Source organism: Kitasatospora sp. NPDC097643 (assembly GCF_040302625.1).
GTDB lineage: Bacteria > Actinomycetota > Actinomycetes > Streptomycetales > Streptomycetaceae > Kitasatospora.
In genome coordinates this window covers 1-17,245 of record NZ_JBEOSA010000085.1, presented here as the reverse complement: position 1 = coordinate 17,245, position 17,245 = coordinate 1, and the positions used below count along the sequence as shown (strand labels likewise).

Below are 17,245 nucleotides of genomic sequence, written 5' to 3'. Positions count from 1 at the left end.
GATGTGGGCCTATTGGCCTGGCGGCGATGTCGAGAGTTGCAGAAAGCAGGTCGATTCGTTCATTGCCCCGTCGAGCCGGTTGGACGAATGCTGGGCCGCGTGAACCGATGTGAGCGGGCCTTGGGCTGGTGTCATGTGGTCAGCCCAGGGCCCGTGCCTGCATGTTCGTCAACTGCGGGAATTTGATGGCTAGTTAATGTCGAAATCGAACTCGGCGGTGACGGGTGAGTGGTCGCTCCACCGCTCCGCGTGGGAGGCTGCGCGTTCGACGTAGGCGCGGGTGCAGGTGTCCGCGAGCGTCTGACTGGCCGTCAGAAGGTCAATCCTCCAGCCGGAGTCGTTGTCGAAGGCGCGGCCGCGGTAGGACCACCAGGAGTAGGGGCCGGTGCGGTCGGGGTGGAGGGCGCGGACGACGTCGACGTAGCCGGCCTCGTCGTAGACGCGGGAGAGCCAGGCGCGTTCCTCGGGGAGGAAGCCGGCGGACTTCTGGTTAGCCTTCCAGTTCTTGAGGTCCTCGGGGCGGTGGGCGATGTTCCAGTCGCCGCAGACGACGACCTCGCGGCCGTCGGCGGCGGCGCGGGCGCGGAGGTCGGTGAGGTGGACGAGGAATTCCGCCATGAAGCGTTCCTTTTCGTCCTGGCGCTCGGTGCCGACTTCGCCGGAGGGGAGGTAGAGGCTGGCGACGGTCAGGCCGGGCAGGTCGATTTCGAGATATCTGCCCGAATTGTCGAATTCCGCGGAGCCGAAGCCGATGGTGGTCCGTTCGGGCTGCCGGCGGGACAGGACGGCGACGCCGGCCCGGCCCTTGGTGGCGGCGGGGGCCCACGCCGCGTGCCAGCCTTCGAGGTCGCGCAGTTCGACGGGCAGCTGCTCGGGCTCGGAGCGCACCTCCTGTAGGCAGATGACGTCCGCCTCGGTGGCGGCCAGCCACTCGATGAAGCCCTTCTTGGCCGCCGCCCGGATTCCGTTCACGTTCACACTCGTCACCACGATCACCCGGGAAGCCTACCGAGTGTGCCCGTCCGGTCGGTGGCGTGACGCGCACCGGGCATAGTCTGACGTGAACGCGGCATAAATTCCGGTGACAGTCGCACCAAGCCCTGTCATTGGTCTTGACCATCTCCGGAGGATGCCCCTAGGGTCGCTTACTGCAAAGACCTTTAATAAAGAAGGACGGATAAAGGCCCGCTCTCCCACCTGCCGCAACAGCGGACAGCGGGCCCGCGATCCGCCCTCCTTTCGCAGGGCGGCCAGAACAGGGTGGAGGACACGGTGGGAACGACAGGACAGCTCTCGGCGGTGCCGGAACCGAAGTACTGGCACCTGCGCACGGTGCTGCTGCGCGCCATCGACACGGAGTTCTCCACCGGTCAGGTCCTCCCCAACGAGCGTGAGCTCGCCGCCCGCTTCGGCGTCGCCCGGGCGACCCTTCGGCAGGCCCTCGACCAGCTGGAGCTGGAGGGCCGCCTGGTCCGCCGGCGCGGCATCGGCACCCTGATCGCCGCCCCGCGCGTCGGCGTCCCAGTGAACCGGCAGGAGGAGGGCTGGCCCGGCGCCGTCCGCAGCCAGGCCTGGCGCACGGTGGACTGCACCACCGCCCCGGCCCCGGCGCAGCTCGCCAAGGGCCTCGGCGTCGCCGAGGGTGCGACCGTCCACACCGTCCGCCGGGTCCGCCTGGTGGAGGGCCGGACGGTGGCCTCCGAGTCGCTGCACGTGCCGGCCGCCGCGCTGCCGCACCTGCCGGGCTTCCGCGCCGAGAGCGACCGCGCCCGTTCGGTGCTGCGTCAGCTGGAGCGCCTGGAGGTGGACGGCGAGTCCCGTGCGGTCGAGCTCGGTGTGGCCGAGGCCGAGGAGGCCGCGCTGCTGGAGCGTCCGCCCGGCACGCCGGTGCTGGTGATGACCACCCAGTACGCCTCCGCCGGCCGCCTGGTGGCGCTGGCCGTCTCCACCTACCGGGCCGACACCTGCAAGCTGACCTTCGGCGAGGCCGGTCTGGTCGAGGTCACCCCGGTCGGTGCGACGGCCGAGGTCCGCACCGCCTCCTGAACCACCTTTCGAATCCCTCCGGCTGAGGCCCGGACGCCCAAGTGGCGTCCGGGCCTCAGCTGTTGGGAAGCAAGCGTCAGGCCCGGCCGTTGCCGGTGCTCGGCGGGTCGACGGCGAAGAGCTGGTCCTCGACCTGGTCGAGCGCGACCCGCAGCGCGCCCATCGCCACCACCTCGGAGCCGAGCGCCGCGAGGGCCACCTCGGGGGCGCGCAGGGTGAACTGGGCGAGCCGCTCGCGCAGTGGCCCCAGCACGCCGTCCAGGCCGGCCGCCCAGCCGCCGATCACCACCAGCTGCGGGTCGATGGCGAGGACGAGCGCGGCGACGCCCTGGACCAGGCGGGTCAGGAAGCGGTCCATCGCGACCTTCGCCACCTCGTCGCCCTCCCGGGCGAGCCGCAGGACGCGGGCCACCGCGGCCTCGTCCAGCGGGTTGAGCGGCTTGCCGGTGGTGGAGAGCAGCCGCTCCGGGGTGACCTCCTGGCCGAGCAGGTGGAGCGCGCCGATCTCGCCGGCCGCGCCGCCGTAGCCGCGGTGCAGCTTGCCGTTGATGAGGGAGCCGGCGCCGGGGCTGAGGCCGGCCATCACGAAGACGACGTCGTCGGCGCCGACCGCCGCGCCCTGCCAGTGCTCGGCGATCGCGGCGAGGTTGGCGTCGTTCTCGATGAGGACGGGGCAGCGGAAGGAGCGGCGCAGCCGGGCGCCGAGGTCGAGGCCGGTCCAGCCGGGCATCGCGGTGCCGAGCCGAATGGTGCCGTCGCGGTCGACGATGCCGGGCGTGCCGATGCCGACCGCCCACAGGTTGTCCCGGGAGATGCCGGCCTTGCGCAGCACCTCGGCGACGGCCGTCCGCACGGCGGCGAGCCGGTCCTCGGCCTCCAGGGTCTCGTCGACCGGCTTGAAGTGACTGCCCACCACCTCGCCGGTGAGGTCGGCGAGGATGACCCGGACGTCGTGGACGCCGATCTCGACGCCGAGGATGTGCCCGGCCTCGGCGCGGAAGCGGAACCAGCGGGCCGGCCGGCCGCGGCGCCCGGCGCCCGGCTGGCCGTCCTCCTTGGGCTGCTCGACCTCGGCGACCAGCCCGGTCTCGACCAGACCCTCGATGACGCCCTCGACGGTCGGCCGGGAGAGCCCGGTCTCGCCGACGAGCTGAGTGAGGGTCACGGAGTGGCCGGTCCGCAGCGCCCGAAGCGTGACCGCCGCGTTGATCCGCCGCAGCAGTGAGGAGTCTCCTCCGGTGAGCCGATCCGCCAATGCGATGCCCTTCGCCGGTCGCGCGACTGCCCTGGCGCGCGGTGTCGAGTGCGCGGTGACCACCGGGGGTCCCGCGTGAGTCCGCCGTCCGGTTCGCGGCACGGCGGCGCGCGGCCGCCCGCGCCAGGGCCGGAGGACAAGCGGAGCCTACCCGGGGGCGGGCCCGGCGGGCGAGGATCCCCGCAGCTCATCCAGGCTTCGGTATCGAAATGGTACGCACCGGGTGGCGGTGCGTGAGGCGGGCTTCACCAGCCGCGCACCGACGGCCCGTACGGACTGGTGGCCGCCGCTACGCCCGTGGCCCCCGGGACCGGACGGACCAGCGGGAACGTGCCGAGTGCAGCGATCCGAGGCTGCGCCAGGAGCCGGCCGACAACGCGGAGACGGCGGAGCCGACCGAGCCGAGGGAGAGCACGGAGCCGACCGAGCCGAGGGAGAGCACGGAGCCGACCGAGCCCAGGGAGAGCACGGAGCCGACCGAGCCCACGGACAGGATCGAGCCCACCGAGCCGATCGAGAGGATCGAGCCGACGGAGGCGAGCGACGCGATCGAGCCGATCGAGGCGACGGAGGCGAGCGAGGCCGACGAGTTGGCGACGGCGGCGCGGGAGGTCCGCGGGGCAGGGGACATGGCCCCGATCGTAGCGGCGGGTCAGGGCATGCGGGCGGCGAGCAGCCGCTGGCCCAGCAGCTCCATCGGGTGCCCGTCCTCGGGCAGCGCCAGGACGGTCGGGCAGCCCGCCGCGGCGAGCGCCGCGCGCCAGTGCCCGGCGGGGGCGGCGGGTGGCGGGGCCGCGGGCCCGCCGGTGATCAGCAGGTCGAGCTGTTCCCCGGTGGGGGCGAGCAGCAGCAGCCGCCCGCCGGGCGCGAGCAGGCGCAGCAGCGGCCGGACGGCGGTCTCCGGACGGGCGGTCGCGGTGGCGACGAGCACGTCGTAGCGGTGGCCGTCGGGTATCCGGTGGTGGTCGACGGACGGCCGGGGGCGGGCGGCGAGGGCGCGGGCGATCGCGGTGTCGGCGCCCTCGCGGTCCTCGCCGCCGCTGTCGAGTTCGAGCAGGCGCAGCGGCGCGGGCCCGTCGTGGGCCTCGGCCATGCCGCGGACCAGGCTGCCGAGCGCGGCCCCGAGGTACCCGCGGGCGGCGGCCGAGCGGACCGGCGCGGCGGCCGCGGTGGCAACCGGGGTGGCGATCGGAGCGTCGGCCGGGGTGGTCGGCTCCTCGCCGGTGAGCAGCTCGGGCAGCCGGCCGGCGGCGCGGCGGACCCGGTCGAGGGCGGCGGCCGGGCCGAGCCCGTCGGCCCAGGCCTCGGCGGCCAGCCGCCAGGCCTCCCGGACCTCGGCGGCGGTGCGTTCGGGCGCGCCGTGGTAGGCGTCGCCGTGACGGGCGATCAGGCCGTGCCGGGCGAGCGCGTCGAGCCAGCGGCGGACCCGGGGCCGCTGGGCGGGGGCGATCCGGGCGGCGGCGAGGATCCGCGCCGGGGTCCGGCCGTGTCCGGGGTCGGTGAGCGCGCCGCGCTGCTGGAGGGTCAGCAGCAGGGCGGAGAGCACGGCGTGGTCGAGCCGCTCGCCGAAGGCCTGCACCTGGTCGGCGGTGACGCCGATGGCGTGTTTCCAGGCGGCGGCGCGGGCGGTGTCGACGGCGGCGCGCAGCCGGTGGTCGGCGGCCTCGGCGTGGCTGTGCGGGGCGCGGACGTGGGCGAGGACGGCGCCGAGCGCGTCGACGGCGGCGTACACGTCGTCCTGCCGGGGTTCGGGGCCGACGTGCAGGACCAGCCGCAGGGTGCCGAGGTCGTGCCCGGTGAGGGCGGGGTCGCGGCTGAGCCGCCAGAGCAGCTCGGAGGGCAGGCTGAGGTGGGTGGTGGCGGTGGCGGCGAGGCCGGCGAGCTGGTGGTCGGGCAGCTGCTCGGGGTCGCCGCAGTGGACGGTGCCGCCGGCGAGGAGGGTGGCGAGGGCGAGGTCGACGGCGAGTTCGGTGGCGGGGTGCAGCACGGTGTGCCGGATCGGCGGCGGGCCGAGCACGCCGGCCCAGTGCCGCAGCCGCTGTTCGGCGGTGCGGGCGGCGGCCGGCGGCAGCGTGGTGTGCACGGCGATCCGGTCGGCGAGAGCCCGGGGCAGGCCGCCGGGCGGGGTGATGCCGAGCAGCAGGCCGATGCCGCTGATCGCGCGCCCGTCGGCGACGACGGCGGGTCGGTCGCCGATCTCGCGCAGGGCGCCGACCAGGGCAGAGGGCGTGGGCACGGTGAATCACTCCGGGGTGCGGGGGAGAAGCCGCACTACTGAACCATGCAGGGGGCCCGGTGGCGGCCGCTCGCGGGTCAAGATTCCGTAATGATTTTCATATCAGGCAGGCCGGTCGGTGGGGCGATCTCCCCTCAATCAGCTGGAATCTGGCATTCCGGAACGCCCTGCGGGGTCCCTTGACAGCTGATCCGGGCGCTGGATTACTTGGCTCCGAGGTGATCCGGACCGAACGATCGGTAGGCATCCGACCCGCGAAGGAGCGACGATGACCGGCAGCGCCCCCGCCCCGCGACGACGCCTCGGGGAGCCGCTCCCGCCGGAGCTGCTCGACGCCGGTGAGCGGATGAGCCCCGGGGAGCTGCGCGCCCACCAGCTCACCCACCTCCAGGCCACCCTGCGGCACGCCTACGACAACGTCGAGCTGTACCGCCGCAAGTTCGACGCGGCCGGCGTCCGGCCCGAGGACTGCCGCACCCTCGCCGACCTCGCCCGCTTCCCCTTCACCACCAAGGCCGACCTGCGCGAGGGCTACCCCTTCGGCATGTTCGCCGTTCCGATGGAGCAGGTCCGCCGGATCCACGCCTCCAGCGGCACCACCGGCCGCCCGACCGTGGTCGGCTACACCGAGCGCGACCTGTCGATGTGGGCCGACGTGGTCGCCCGCTCGATCCGCGCGGCCGGCGGCCGCCCCGGGCACAAGGTGCACATCGCCTACGGCTACGGGCTGTTCACCGGCGGCCTGGGCGCCCACTACGGCGCCGAACGGGCCGGCTGCACCGTCATCCCGGCCTCCGGCGGCATGACGGCCCGGCAGGTGCAGCTCATCCAGGACTTCCGGCCCGAGATCATCATGGTCACCCCGTCCTACCTGCTCACCCTGCTGGACGAGTTCGAGCGGCAGGGCATCGACCCGCGTGCCACCTCGCTGCGGATCGGCGTCTTCGGCGCCGAGCCCTGGACGGAGGAGATGCGGCGCGAGATCGAGGAGCGGTTCGACCTGCACGCCGTCGACATCTACGGCCTCTCCGAGGTGATCGGCCCCGGTGTCGCGCAGGAGTGCGTCGAGACCAAGGACGGGCTGCACGTCTGGGAGGACCACTTCTACCCGGAGATCGTCGACCCGTTCACCGACGAGGTGCTGCCGGACGGCGAGGGCGGCGAACTGGTCTTCACCTCGCTCACCAAGGAGGCCATGCCGGTCGTCCGCTACCGCACCCGCGACCTCAGCCGCCTGCTGCCGGGCACCGCGCGGCCGGCGTTCCGGCGGATGGAGAAGGTCACCGGGCGCAGCGACGACATGATCATCCTGCGCGGGGTGAACGTCTTCCCGACCCAGATCGAGGAGATCCTGCTGCGCACCCCGGGTGTCGCGCCGCACTTCCAGCTGCGGCTCACCCGGCAGGGGCGGCTGGACCACCTGACCGTACGGGTCGAGGCGCGGCCGGACGCGCCGGCGGAACTGCGGGCAGCGGCCGGGGCGGCGATCGTCCGGGCGGTGAAGGACGGCGTGGGCGTCACCGTCGCGGCCGAGGTGGTCGAGCCGTACACGCTGGAGCGCTCGGTCGGGAAGATCAAGCGGGTGGTCGACGAGCGCGCCTGAAACGGCGTGAGCGCTCCTGAAGCAGCGTGAGCGGGCCGATCCGGTGACGGGGCGACCCGTTCGGCGCAACCGGGATCGTGGCGACGGCCGGAGGTTCCCAGACTCGGAGCAAGGGGGTGGACTCAAACCGGAGAGGCATCCTCATGAGCAACGGGCTTCGCCGCGTCCTCGCGGTGACCGCAGTGGTTTCCCTCGGCCTGGGCGCGGCGTCCTGCGGCAGTGCCAAGCAGTCGACCGGCGGCGGCACCTCGGGCGGTGCGAGCGGCAGTGCGAGCGCGGTGGGAGCCGTGCGGATCGGCCTGCTGCTGCCGGAGACCAAGACCACCCGCTACGAGCAGTTCGACCGCCCGCTGATCGAGCAGAAGATCAAGGAGCTGGCGCCGGACGCGCAGATCGACTACTACAACGCCAACCAGGACGCCACGCTCCAGCAGACCCAGGTGGACACCGCCCTGACCAAGGGCGACAAGGTGCTGATCCTGGACGCGGTGGACTCCAAGGCGATCCAGTCCTCCGTCCAGAAGGCCCACGACGCCGGCGTCAAGGTGCTCGCCTACGACCGCCTCGCCCAGGGGCCCGCCGACGCGTACGTGTCCTTCGACAACCACAAGGTCGGTGAGCTCCAGGGTCAGGCCCTGGTGGCGGCGGTGGGCGACAAGGCCGGCTCCGGCCAGATCTTCATGATCAACGGTTCGCCGACCGACCCCAACGCGGCCGACTTCAAGGCCGGCGCGCACAGCGCCATCGACGGCAAGCTGAAGGTCGGCAAGGAGTACGACACGCCGCAGTGGGACCCGAACACCGCCAACCAGGAGGCGGCCGCCGCGATCACCGCGATCGGCGCGGGCAACGTGGTCGGCGCCTACTCCGCCAACGACGGCATGGCCGCCGGTGTCGCCACCGCCCTCAAGGCGGCCGGCATCAGTGGTGTCCCGCTCACCGGCCAGGACGCCCAGCTCGACGCCATCCAGCGGATCCTGATCAACACCCAGACGATGACGATCTACAAGCCGTTCAAGCCGGAGACCGACGCGGCCGGCCAGATGGCGGTCGCGCTGGCGAGCGGCAAGCCGCTGGACTCCACCCTCGTGCCCGTCACCGTGACCAACGGCAGCGGCAACAAGGTGCCGGCCAACCTGCTCACGCCGATCGTGGTCGTCAAGGACAACATCAAGGACACCGTGGTCAAGGACGGCCTCTACACCGTCGCCCAGATCTGCACGCCGGACTACGCCGCCGCGTGCCAGGCCGCCGGTCTCCAGTAGCCGACGGCGCCCCCGGGCTCGTCCGACCAGCCCGGGGCGTGTCCGACGAGCCCGAAGCCGAACAGGCCCCGCCCCCAGTCCGGGGGCGGGGCAAGGGAGTTGGTCACTGTGGCAGGTGAGACCGTACTGGCCCTGCGCGGGGTCTCCAAACGGTTCGGCGCCGTCCAGGCGCTCACCGACATCGAACTGGAGGTACACGCCGGCGAGGTGCTCGCCCTGGTCGGCGACAACGGCGCCGGCAAGTCCACCCTGGTGAAGGCGATCGCCGGGGTGCACCAGCCGGACGACGGCGTCATCGAGTGGCACGGCAAGCCGGTCGGCATCCACCGGCCGCAGGACGCCCAGCAGTTGGGCATCGCCACCGTCTACCAGGACCTGGCGCTGTGCGACAACCTCGACGTGGTCGGGAACCTCTTCCTCGGCCGCGAGATCCGGCGCTTCACCATCCTCGACGAGGTCGCGATGGAGAAGCGCTCCCGGGCGCTGCTGGACACCCTGTCCATCCGCATCCCCAGTGTCCGCATCCCGGTCGCCTCGCTCTCCGGCGGTCAGCGCCAGGTGGTGGCCATCGCCCGCGCGCTGATCGGCTCGCCCCAGGTCGTGATGCTGGACGAGCCCACCGCCGCCCTCGGCGTCGAGCAGACCGCCCAGGTGCTCGACCTGGTGGAGCGGCTGCGCGAGCAGGACCACGGCGTGATCCTGATCAGCCACAACATGGCCGACGTGATGGCCGTCGCGGACACCGTCGCGGTGCTGCGCCTCGGCCGCAACAACGGCGTCTTCGACAAGCGCTACACCAACCAGGAAGAGATCATCTCCGCCATCACCGGTGCCACGGACAACGCCGTGACCCGGCGGAAGGCGCGTGGCCAGGAGGGTTCCGAGTGAGCGAGAACATCCCCGGGAGCCCCCCGGGCGGTGAGCCCGAACGCCACCACGTCCCGCTGCCCGAGGACAGCATGCCCAGGGGCGGCGTCAACGCGCCCGTCCCGGTCGCCCCCGAGGCGACCCCGGCGGTGGACCCGCGGCTGATCGTCCGCCAGGAGGGCATCAAGGGCTACGTCGTCGAGTTCCGCCGCCGCCTCAGCAGCGGCGAACTCGGCTCGCTGCCGGTGGTGCTGGCCCTGATCGTGATCTGGGCCGTGTTCGGCAGCCTGAACAGCAGCTTCCTGTCCGCGCAGAACCTCTCCAACCTGTCCCAGCAGATCGTCGGCACCGGCATGATCGCGATCGGCGTGGTCTTCGTGCTGCTGCTCGGCGAGATCGACCTCTCGGTCGGCTCGGTCAGCGGACTGTGCGCGGCGATCTACGCCGTCCTGAACGTCACCAACGGCGTCAACGAATGGGTCGCGCTGCTCGCCGCCCTGGTCAGCGGCGCGGTGGTCGGTGTGATCCAGGGCGTCTTCTTCGCCAAGGTCGGCGTCCCCGCCTTCGTCGTCACCCTCGCCGGTAATCTCGGCTGGAACGGCCTGATGCTGCAGATCCTCGGCGCCACCGGCACCGTCAACCTCTCCGGCCACGACATCGTCTCCCGGCTGTACAGCACCATCTACGGGCAGCAGATCGCCGCGTACGGCGCGGCGGCGATCGGCGTGGCGCTGTTCGTGGTGGCCTCGCTGGTCGACGCCCGCCGCCGCCAGCGCGCGGGCGTGCCGTTCCGGCCGATGTCGGACATCGTGCTGCGCACCGTCCTGCTGGCGATCGTCGCCTTCCTGGCCGCCTACACGCTCAACCAGTACAAGGGCCTGCCGCTGGCGCTGCTGATCTTCCTGATCTTCATCGTGGTGCTGGACTTCGTGCTGCGGCGCACCGGCTACGGCCGCCAGGTGTTCGCGCTCGGCGGCAACATCGAGGGCGCCCGGCGCGCCGGCATCAACGTGTCCTGGATCCGGATCAGCGTGTTCAGCATCTGCTCCACCATGGCGGCGGTCGGCGGTCTGTTCCTCGCCGCGCAGATCCAGTCCGCCAGCCAGACCTCCGGCGGCGGCAACCTGCTGATGAACGCCATCGCGGCGGCCGTCATCGGCGGCACCAGCCTGTTCGGCGGGCGCGGCTCGACCTGGTCGGCGCTGCTCGGTGCGCTGGTGATCGGCTCGATCCAGTCCGGGATGAACATCCAGGGCCTCAGCAACGCCATCCAGTTCATGGTCACCGGTGCGGTGCTGCTCGCCGCCGTCGTGGTCGACTCGCTGGCGCGGCGCACCCAGAAGGCCGCCGGGCGCGCGTGACCACCGGCCGGGCCCGCCGGGTACGAGCGACCACCGGCCGCCGTGCCCGTCGGGTGCGCGTGGTCACCTGCGCGTGGTCACCTGCGCGTGGTCACCTGCGCGTCGTCACCGGCCGCGGGGCCCTATGCTGCGGGCATGCCGACTGAGCTGCGAACTCCTCAGCCTCCCGGGTTGGAAGCCGACCTCGCCTTCATCCGGAGCGAGACCGGGCTGGCGCCCGTCCCGTCCGTCCCCGAGATCGGCCTGCACATGGCCGAGGACGCCATCACCCTCTGGGAGACCACCGAGCGGGCCCGTGGGAAGGCCGGACTGCCGCCGCCGTTCTGGGCGTTCGCCTGGGCCGGCGGCGTCGCCGTCAGCCGCTACGTGCTCGACCACCCCGAACTGGTCGCCGGGCGGACGGTGCTCGACGTCGCCGCCGGATCCGGGGTGGTCGGCATCGCCGCCGCGCTGAGCGGCGCCCGGTCCGTCAGCGCCGCCGAGATCGACGCCTACGCGGTGGCCGCCATCGGCCTCAACGCCGAGGCCAACGGCGTCCGGGTGACGGCCGCCCTGGTCGACCTCATCGACGGCGACGGCGCCCCGGCCGACGTCGTGCTCGCCGGCGACGTCTTCTACGAACGGGAGATGGCCGCCCGGTTCCTGCCGTTCCTCGAACGGGCCGCCGCCCGCGGCGCCACCGTCGTCGTCGGCGACCCGGGCCGCGCCTACCTGCCCCGGGAGCGCTTCACCGCGCTCGCCGCGTACCAGGTCCCGGTCGTCGCCGACCTGGAGGACACCGCGGTCAAGACCACCACGGTGTGGCGGCTCGGCTGACCCACGCGGCCCTCCCGTCGCGGCCCGTCCCGTACGGTGGAGCGAACAACGTCCGGGACGAAGAGAGGTACAGCGTGAGCGTCTCCGAGGGGTCGGTGCGGGGTGTGCTCGCCGCCAACCTGAAGCGGGTCCGGGGGCAGCGCGGGCTGTCGCTCTCCGAGCTGTCCCGGCGGGCCGGGATCGGCAAGGCGACCCTCTCGCAGCTGGAGTCCGGCACCGGGAACCCCACGCTGGAGACGGTCCTGGCGCTCTCCCGGGTGCTCGGGGTGCCGATCTCGGACCTGGTGGACGGGCGGCCCTCCGGCGAACTCACCGTGGTGCGGGCCGCGGACGTGGAGGCGCTCAGCGGGGAGGGTGTCGACCTGCGGCCGCTGCGCCGGATCGAGTCCGGGGACTCGGTGGTCGAGGTCTACGACCAGCAGTTCCGCACCGGGGGCACGCAGGACTCGACCGGCCACATCGGCACCGAGCACACCATCGTCCAGGTGGGCCGGCTCGGGGTGCGGGTGAACGGCTGCGAGGTCGAGCTGGGGCCCGGCGACTACGTCGGCTTCGACGCCTCCCTGCCGCACGCGTACACCGCGCTGGACGGCGAGGTGGTGCGCTCGGTGCTGCTGCTGCACTACCGCGCGGAGCAGCGCCTGCACGTCACCGACCCGGGCGAGGCGCCCTCCCTGCGGCACGAGCACTGACCGCGCCCGGGATTCGGTAAACCGAACGACCGGGGGCGGGCAGACCGCGCCAGGGCGGTGAAGTCGCGGTCGGTCAGGGGTTGTTGAGGGCGTAGGTGCGGAAGGTTGCCAGCAGCGGGAGGACTTCCGTCTTGCTCGGCTCCTCGGTGACCGCCCGCATGGCGTCGATCACGGCGCGGGCGATGGCCTTCGTCACCGCCAGGTCGTCGTTCGCCGCGGCCGCGCCCCAGGACTTGAGGGTCTGGGTGAGCAGGGCGCTCATCCGGGCGCCGATGTTGGCGCTGACCGCGTCGGAGAGTTCGGCGATCTCCTCGTCGCTCATCGACGACCGGAGGCCGAACGCCAGTGCCATCAGGGTGTCCATGGCGTGTTCGCCGTACGCGGCGACCAGGGCCGGGAGCGGCTGTTCATCGGCGCCGCCCGCCGCGAGGGCGGACAGCGCCTCGTCGTCGTCCTTCCACGCCGCCTCCAGGGCGGCCAAGGCCCGCAGGGCCTCGTCTACGGTCAGGCCGTCTGTCATGGAAGGAACGGTATTGAGCCGGTACTCACCCCGTACACGGTTCGCGTGCCGACATCACACGTTCGGGCGAAGTGCGGCCGGTTTCGGCCAGTTGGCGTCGGTGAACTGCTTCGCGTCCCAGGTGCCGCCCAGCTCCGGGGCGAGCGAGGCCTGGGCGAGGGCGGCGAAGTCGGCGACGGTGCCCGCCCGTTCGGGCAGGGCGCCGAGCAGCGGGGCACCGGCCGAGCGGGGGAGGTCGACCAGGTTGCAGCGTTCGGCGAGGCCGGGGGAGGCGGGCCAGGAGCCGACGAGCACGCCCGCCAGCGGGAGTTCTCGCGCCGCCAGGGCCTCGGCGGTCAGGGCGACGATGTTGAGCGTCCCCAGCCCGGCCGAGGCGATCAGCAGCACCTCGGCCGGCAGCCCGGCGGCCCGCACCGCGCGCGCCTGGTCGGCGAGGGTGCGGCCCTGCTCGTCGTAGCGGACCAGCAGCCCGCCCGCGCCCTCGACCAGCACGAGGTCGTGGGTGGCGGCCAACTCGCCGACGGCGGCGACGACTTCGACGGGCGAGAGGCAGGCAAGGCCGGCCCGCCGGGCCGCCGTGTCCGGGGCCAGCGGCTCCGGGTAGCGGACCAGTTCGCGGATCGTCAACTCGCCCGCCAGGCGCCGGACTTCCTCGACGTCCCCGGGCTCGCCCGGCGCCACGCCGGTCTGCCCGGGCTTGACCACGGCCACCCGCAGGCCACTCCGGAGCGCCGCCGTGGCGACGGCCGCCGTGGCGACGGTCTTGCCGACGTCGGTGTTGGTGCCGGTGACGAACAGGATCCGCGCGCTCATCCGGCCACCGCCGCGGCGGTCACGGCGGCCGCGATGCGGGCCACGTCCTCGTCGGCCGTCACATAGGGCGGCATGGTGTAGATCAGGTCTCGGAAGGGCCGCAGCCAGACGCCCTCCCGGGCGGCCGCCCCGGTGGCCGCCGCGACGTCCACGGGGTGGTCCAACTGCACCACCCCGATGGCACCTTGGACCCGGACGTCCGCGACGCCCGGGATCGTACGGGCGCCCGCCAGGCCGTCGGCCAGCCCGGTCTCGATGCGCTTCACCTCGACCGCCCAGTCCTGCCCGAGCAGCAGTTCCAGCGAGGCGCTCGCGACCGCGCAGGCCAGCGGGTTGCCCATGAAGGTCGGCCCGTGCGCGAGCACCGGCATCTCGCCCCGGCTGATCCCGTCGGCGACCTCGCCGGTGCACAGGGTGGCGGCCAGCGTCAGGTACCCGCCGGTGAGCGCCTTGCCCAGGCACATGACGTCCGGGGAGACGCCCGCGTGGTCGGCGGCGAACAGCGCGCCGCTGCGCCCGAACCCGGTCGCGATCTCGTCGAAGACCAGCAACACCCCGTACCGGTCGCAGAGTTCGCGCAGCATCCGCAGGTAGGCGGGGGAGTGGAACTGCATCCCGCCCGCGCCCTGGACCACCGGCTCGACGATGACCGCGGCCAGCTTATCGGCGTGACGCGCCATCAACTCCTCGAAGCGGGCGGCGTACTCGGCGTCGAGCGGGGCGTCGAACCCGGCCGGCGGCTGCGGTGCGAAGAGCTGCCCGGGCAGCACCCCGCCCCACAGGTGGTGCATGCCACCCTCGGGGTCGCAGACCGACATCGGGTGGAAGGTGTCGCCGTGGTAGCCGCCGCGCCAGGTCAGCAGCCGGCGCTTCTCCGGGCGGCCGACGGACTGCCAGTACTGCAGGCACATCTTCAGCGCCACCTCGACCGCCACCGAGCCGGAGTCGGCGAGGAAGACGTGCCGCAGCGGCTCCGGCGTGATCTCGACCAGCTTCGTCGCGAGCCGGACGGCGGGCTCGTGGGTGAGCCCGCCGAACATCACGTGGCTCATCCGCCCCAGCTGCTCGCGGACGGCCTCGTCCAGCACCGGGTGCCGGTAGCCGTGGATGGCCGCCCACCAGGAGGACATCCCGTCGACCAGCTCCCGCTGCCCGCCCGCGACCGGCTCGGCGAGCCGGAGCCGGACGCCCGACGCGGACTCGACCAGGTACGGGGTGACGGTGCCGGGCATCGGCCCGTACGGGTGCCAGACGTGGGCGCGGTCGAGGGCGAGCAGGGTGTCCGCGGGCAGCGGGGACGACATGGTGAGCGGATCTCCAGGGAGGGGTGACGGTCAGGCGTTGGGCGCGAGTTCGGTCCCGGCGCCGCGACGGCGGACCTTGACGAGGTCGCTGCGCAGCTCGTCGGCCGGAGCCGCCGCCACGGCCTCGGCGGACTCGGTGGCCTCGGGAGCCTCGGCGGGCTCGGTGTGGGCGTGCCCGCCGCACGGGCCGCAGCCGCCCCCGCCGCTGCCGCAGGCCGACGCGGCGGTGCCGCACCCGCCACCGGCGTGGGCGGCCGCGGCGACGTCGGCGCGGTGGCGCGGCAGGGTCGCCTCGCCGGCGCCCTCGACCTCGAAGCCGGCGTCCTTGATCATGTCGAGGTCGGCCTGCCCGGCCTGGCCCTCGCTGGTCAGGTAGTCGCCGAGGAAGATGGAGTTGGCGATGTGCAGGCCGAGCGGCTGCATGGTGCGCAGGTGGACCTCGCGCCCGCCGGCGATCCGCACCTCGGTGTCCGGGTTGACGAAGCGGACCATCGCCAGGATGCGCAGGCAGCGCTGCGGGGTGAGGTTCCACTCCTTGGCGAGCGGGGTGCCCTCGAACGGGATGAGGAAGTTGACCGGGACGGAGTCGGAGCCGAGCTCGCGCAGCGCGAAGACGACGTCGACCAGGTCCTCGTCGCTCTCGCCCATGCCCGCGATCAGGCCGGAGCAGGCGGACAGGCCCGCGCCGTGCGCCTTCTGCACGGTGTCCACCCGGTCCGCGTAGGAGTGGGTGGTGGCGATGTCGCCGTAGGTGTTCTCGGAGGTGTTGAGGTTGTGGTTGTAGGCGTCGGCGCCGGCCGCCTTCAGCCGCTCCGCCTGGTTGTCGGAGAGCAGGCCGAGGCAGACGCAGATCTCGACCGCGGGGTCGGCCTCCTTGATGGCGGCCATGGTGTCGGTGACCCGGTCGATGTCGCGGTCCGTCGGGCCGCGGCCGCTGGCGACCAGGCAGACCCGCTTGGCGCCGCCGGCCACGCCGGCCCGGGCGGCGTCGGCGGCCTGGTCGGGCTTGAGCCAGGTGTACTTGAGGATCTCGGCCTTGGAACCCAGCCGCTGCGAACAGTAGGAGCAGTCCTCGGGGCAGAGCCCGCTCTTCAGGTTCACCAGGTAGTTGAGCTTGACCCGGCGGCCGAACCACCGCCGGCGCACCTTGCCGGCGGCCGCGACCACGTCCAGCAGCTCGTCGTCGGTGGTGGCGAGGACGGCCAGCGCCTCTTCGCGGGTCGGGACTTCGCCGCGCAGGCCCTTGGCGGTGAGGGTATCGAGCAGATCCATGGGGTGATCCTGCCTGGTGGCGCTCGAATGACGCCAGAGGAAACCCGCCAGAAGATCCGGGTGAGGATGTGCCGATTGCCACAGTGTCGAAGCTCACGGCGTCGTGGCTGGTCACGCGCTTGACGGGGTCGGCCGTTCGGGGTTACCGACGGGTAGTCGGTGGGCCCCGCCGACGATGATCGACAACCGCCCACCCCGTGATCTGGACCACCCGCGGGTTGCCTAGAATCTGCGCCATGACCACGCAGGGGGAGCGCACCCCGACTCCGGGAGAGGGCCAGCACGGCCAGGCAGGACCGTACAACCGCGCCCGCCCCGCCCGCGGCAGCCGCCTGACGGCCCGCCGGGCGGTCGGCTGGATGGCCGTGGCGGGTGTGGTGGCGGCCGGCGGCTGGCTCATCACCCGCCCGATGCCCGGTGACTACATACCCGGGCTCGGCCCGTCCACCAAGGACTCCGCCAAGACGCCGCCGGTGGTGGGCAGCCCGCCGCCGCGCACCGACCCCGAGGGCCTGAACGTCGACACCCTCTTCCCGGTCCAGCGGCCGGTCGAGGTCGGCGCCTACAAGGCCAGGCGCAACGGCATCCGCCAGGGCGAGAACTGCACCGAGGTGTTGCAGGACCGCACCCAGGAGCTGCTCAAGGACACCGGCTGCCAGGCCTACCTGACGGTCAGCTTCACCGGTGTCGACCACCCGGTGCTCAGCAGCGTCACCCTGCTGCGCTTCGCCGACCAGAACACCGCCGCCAAGGCCGCCGACGCGCTGCGAGCCAAGCCCGGCGCGGTCGCCTTCATCCTCGCCGACACCAACATCGCGCCCGCGCAGTCCGGCGGCGGCAAGCCGGGCAGCGAGCAGCGGATCGAGGCGGTCGGGCACTACGTGACCGTCACCAGCTCCCGCCCCGGCGACGTCCGCCCGAGCGGTACCGCCTCGACCCCGGCGTCGGCCGCTCCGACGCCGAGCGCCTCGGCCACCGGCGAGTTCAACCTGTACGACGCCACCCGCGCACTGTCGTACGCGGCGGGGCAGCCGTTCGTGTGGATGTGACGAACCGGACGTGACGAACGGGACGTGACGAACCGGACGCGATGAACCAAGGCCAGGGGCCCGGTGCGGATCCGCACCGGAGCGGAACCGCGCCCTGATGGCCGCCCGCGCCGTCCACTTCCGGGCCCGCCTCGCCGCCGCGCCCC

16 protein-coding genes are annotated in these 17,245 nt (G+C 73.1%); 8 read left to right on the top strand and 8 right to left on the bottom strand.

Annotation, left to right across the window (positions count from 1 at the left end):
* Nucleotides 1–189 precede the first annotated feature (189 nt).
* Nucleotides 190–996 carry an exodeoxyribonuclease III gene (locus ABTY15_RS35535; protein WP_350605063.1) on the bottom strand — a complete coding sequence of 269 codons (807 nt, stop codon included), beginning with the start codon at nt 994–996 and terminating at the stop codon, nt 190–192.
* Between the two features lie 276 nt (nt 997–1,272).
* On the opposite strand from ABTY15_RS35535, the gene ABTY15_RS35530 reads away from it, so the two are divergent.
* Nucleotides 1,273–2,046: a GntR family transcriptional regulator gene (locus tag ABTY15_RS35530; RefSeq protein WP_350605061.1), complete on the top strand. Its 774-nt coding sequence runs from the start codon at nt 1,273–1,275 to the stop codon at nt 2,044–2,046.
* Between the two features lie 76 nt (nt 2,047–2,122).
* Here ABTY15_RS35530 and ABTY15_RS35525 read toward each other — a convergent pair whose 3' ends face one another.
* From ABTY15_RS35525 to ABTY15_RS35515, 3 genes are all read right to left on the bottom strand, one after another.
* Nucleotides 2,123–3,301, bottom strand: coding sequence for an ROK family protein (locus ABTY15_RS35525; RefSeq protein ID WP_350605058.1), 1,179 nt, complete (start codon nt 3,299–3,301; stop codon nt 2,123–2,125).
* A 289-nt stretch (nt 3,302–3,590) separates the two neighbouring features.
* Nucleotides 3,591–3,932 (bottom strand): hypothetical protein, encoded by a 342-nt coding sequence (locus ABTY15_RS35520; protein ID WP_350605055.1) that lies wholly within the window; start codon nt 3,930–3,932, stop codon nt 3,591–3,593.
* Between the two features lie 21 nt (nt 3,933–3,953).
* Complete coding sequence (locus ABTY15_RS35515) at nt 3,954–5,537, bottom strand: hypothetical protein (protein WP_350605054.1); 1,584 nt, start codon at nt 5,535–5,537, stop codon at nt 3,954–3,956.
* 268 nt (nt 5,538–5,805) lie between these two features.
* Between ABTY15_RS35515 and paaK the strand changes: the two genes are divergently transcribed.
* The 6 genes from paaK (at nt 5,806) to ABTY15_RS35485 (ending at nt 12,141) form a co-directional block, all read left to right on the top strand.
* Nucleotides 5,806–7,140 carry a phenylacetate--CoA ligase PaaK gene (gene paaK, locus ABTY15_RS35510; protein WP_350605052.1) on the top strand — a complete coding sequence of 445 codons (1,335 nt, stop codon included), beginning with the start codon at nt 5,806–5,808 and terminating at the stop codon, nt 7,138–7,140.
* A gap of 143 nt (nt 7,141–7,283) precedes the next feature.
* Complete coding sequence (locus tag ABTY15_RS35505; protein ID WP_350605049.1) at nt 7,284–8,405, top strand: sugar ABC transporter substrate-binding protein; 1,122 nt, start codon at nt 7,284–7,286, stop codon at nt 8,403–8,405.
* Nucleotides 8,406–8,513: 108 nt separating this feature from the next.
* Nucleotides 8,514–9,293, top strand: coding sequence for an ATP-binding cassette domain-containing protein (locus ABTY15_RS35500; protein WP_502893664.1), 780 nt, complete (start codon nt 8,514–8,516; stop codon nt 9,291–9,293).
* Between the two features lie 71 nt (nt 9,294–9,364).
* Nucleotides 9,365–10,633, top strand: coding sequence for a sugar ABC transporter permease (locus tag ABTY15_RS35495; protein WP_350605073.1), 1,269 nt, complete (start codon nt 9,365–9,367; stop codon nt 10,631–10,633).
* Nucleotides 10,634–10,768: 135 nt separating this feature from the next.
* Entirely contained in the window at nt 10,769–11,449 is a 681-nt protein-coding gene (locus ABTY15_RS35490; RefSeq protein ID WP_350605046.1) for a class I SAM-dependent methyltransferase, read from the top strand.
* Nucleotides 11,450–11,523: 74 nt separating this feature from the next.
* On the top strand, nt 11,524–12,141 hold the full coding sequence (locus tag ABTY15_RS35485) for a helix-turn-helix domain-containing protein (RefSeq protein ID WP_350605044.1): 618 nt from the start codon (nt 11,524–11,526) through the stop codon (nt 12,139–12,141).
* Nucleotides 12,142–12,214: 73 nt separating this feature from the next.
* On the opposite strand, the gene ABTY15_RS35480 is transcribed toward ABTY15_RS35485, so the two are convergent.
* The 4 genes from ABTY15_RS35480 to bioB are packed head-to-tail and all read right to left on the bottom strand — an operon-like array spanning nt 12,215 to nt 16,050.
* Nucleotides 12,215–12,661, bottom strand: a complete 447-nt coding sequence (locus ABTY15_RS35480) for a hypothetical protein (RefSeq protein ID WP_350605042.1) — start codon at nt 12,659–12,661, stop codon at nt 12,215–12,217.
* 54 nt (nt 12,662–12,715) lie between these two features.
* Entirely contained in the window at nt 12,716–13,474 is a 759-nt protein-coding gene (gene bioD, locus ABTY15_RS35475; protein ID WP_350605040.1) for a dethiobiotin synthase, read from the bottom strand.
* A complete protein-coding gene (locus ABTY15_RS35470) occupies nt 13,471–14,778 on the bottom strand; it encodes an adenosylmethionine--8-amino-7-oxononanoate transaminase (protein ID WP_350605038.1) in 1,308 nt (435 codons plus the stop codon). Before ABTY15_RS35470 ends, bioD begins: the two co-directional genes overlap by 4 nt.
* A 30-nt stretch (nt 14,779–14,808) precedes the next feature.
* The gene (gene bioB / locus ABTY15_RS35465; RefSeq protein WP_350605036.1) at nt 14,809–16,050 is read right to left on the bottom strand and encodes a biotin synthase BioB; all 1,242 of its coding nucleotides are present in this window, start codon (nt 16,048–16,050) and stop codon (nt 14,809–14,811) included.
* Between the two features lie 236 nt (nt 16,051–16,286).
* On the opposite strand from bioB, the gene ABTY15_RS35460 reads away from it, so the two are divergent.
* The gene (locus tag ABTY15_RS35460; RefSeq protein ID WP_350605034.1) at nt 16,287–17,099 is read left to right on the top strand and encodes a hypothetical protein; all 813 of its coding nucleotides are present in this window, start codon (nt 16,287–16,289) and stop codon (nt 17,097–17,099) included.
* Nucleotides 17,100–17,245: the final 146 nt, after the last annotated feature.

Coding starts and splice junctions, on each gene's coding strand:
- bioD (WP_350605040.1), bottom strand. CDS start 13,474: ATGAGCGCGCGGATCCTGTTCGTCACCGGCACCAACACCGACGTCGGC.
- ABTY15_RS35480 (WP_350605042.1), bottom strand. CDS start 12,661: ATGACAGACGGCCTGACCGTAGACGAGGCCCTGCGGGCCTTGGCCGCC.
- paaK (WP_350605052.1), top strand. CDS start 5,806: ATGACCGGCAGCGCCCCCGCCCCGCGACGACGCCTCGGGGAGCCGCTC.
- bioB (WP_350605036.1), bottom strand. CDS start 16,050: ATGGATCTGCTCGATACCCTCACCGCCAAGGGCCTGCGCGGCGAAGTC.
- ABTY15_RS35520 (WP_350605055.1), bottom strand. CDS start 3,932: ATGTCCCCTGCCCCGCGGACCTCCCGCGCCGCCGTCGCCAACTCGTCG.
- ABTY15_RS35505 (WP_350605049.1), top strand. CDS start 7,284: ATGAGCAACGGGCTTCGCCGCGTCCTCGCGGTGACCGCAGTGGTTTCC.
- ABTY15_RS35495 (WP_350605073.1), top strand. CDS start 9,365: ATGCCCAGGGGCGGCGTCAACGCGCCCGTCCCGGTCGCCCCCGAGGCG.
- ABTY15_RS35490 (WP_350605046.1), top strand. CDS start 10,769: ATGCCGACTGAGCTGCGAACTCCTCAGCCTCCCGGGTTGGAAGCCGAC.
- ABTY15_RS35460 (WP_350605034.1), top strand. CDS start 16,287: ATGACCACGCAGGGGGAGCGCACCCCGACTCCGGGAGAGGGCCAGCAC.
- ABTY15_RS35470 (WP_350605038.1), bottom strand. CDS start 14,778: ATGTCGTCCCCGCTGCCCGCGGACACCCTGCTCGCCCTCGACCGCGCC.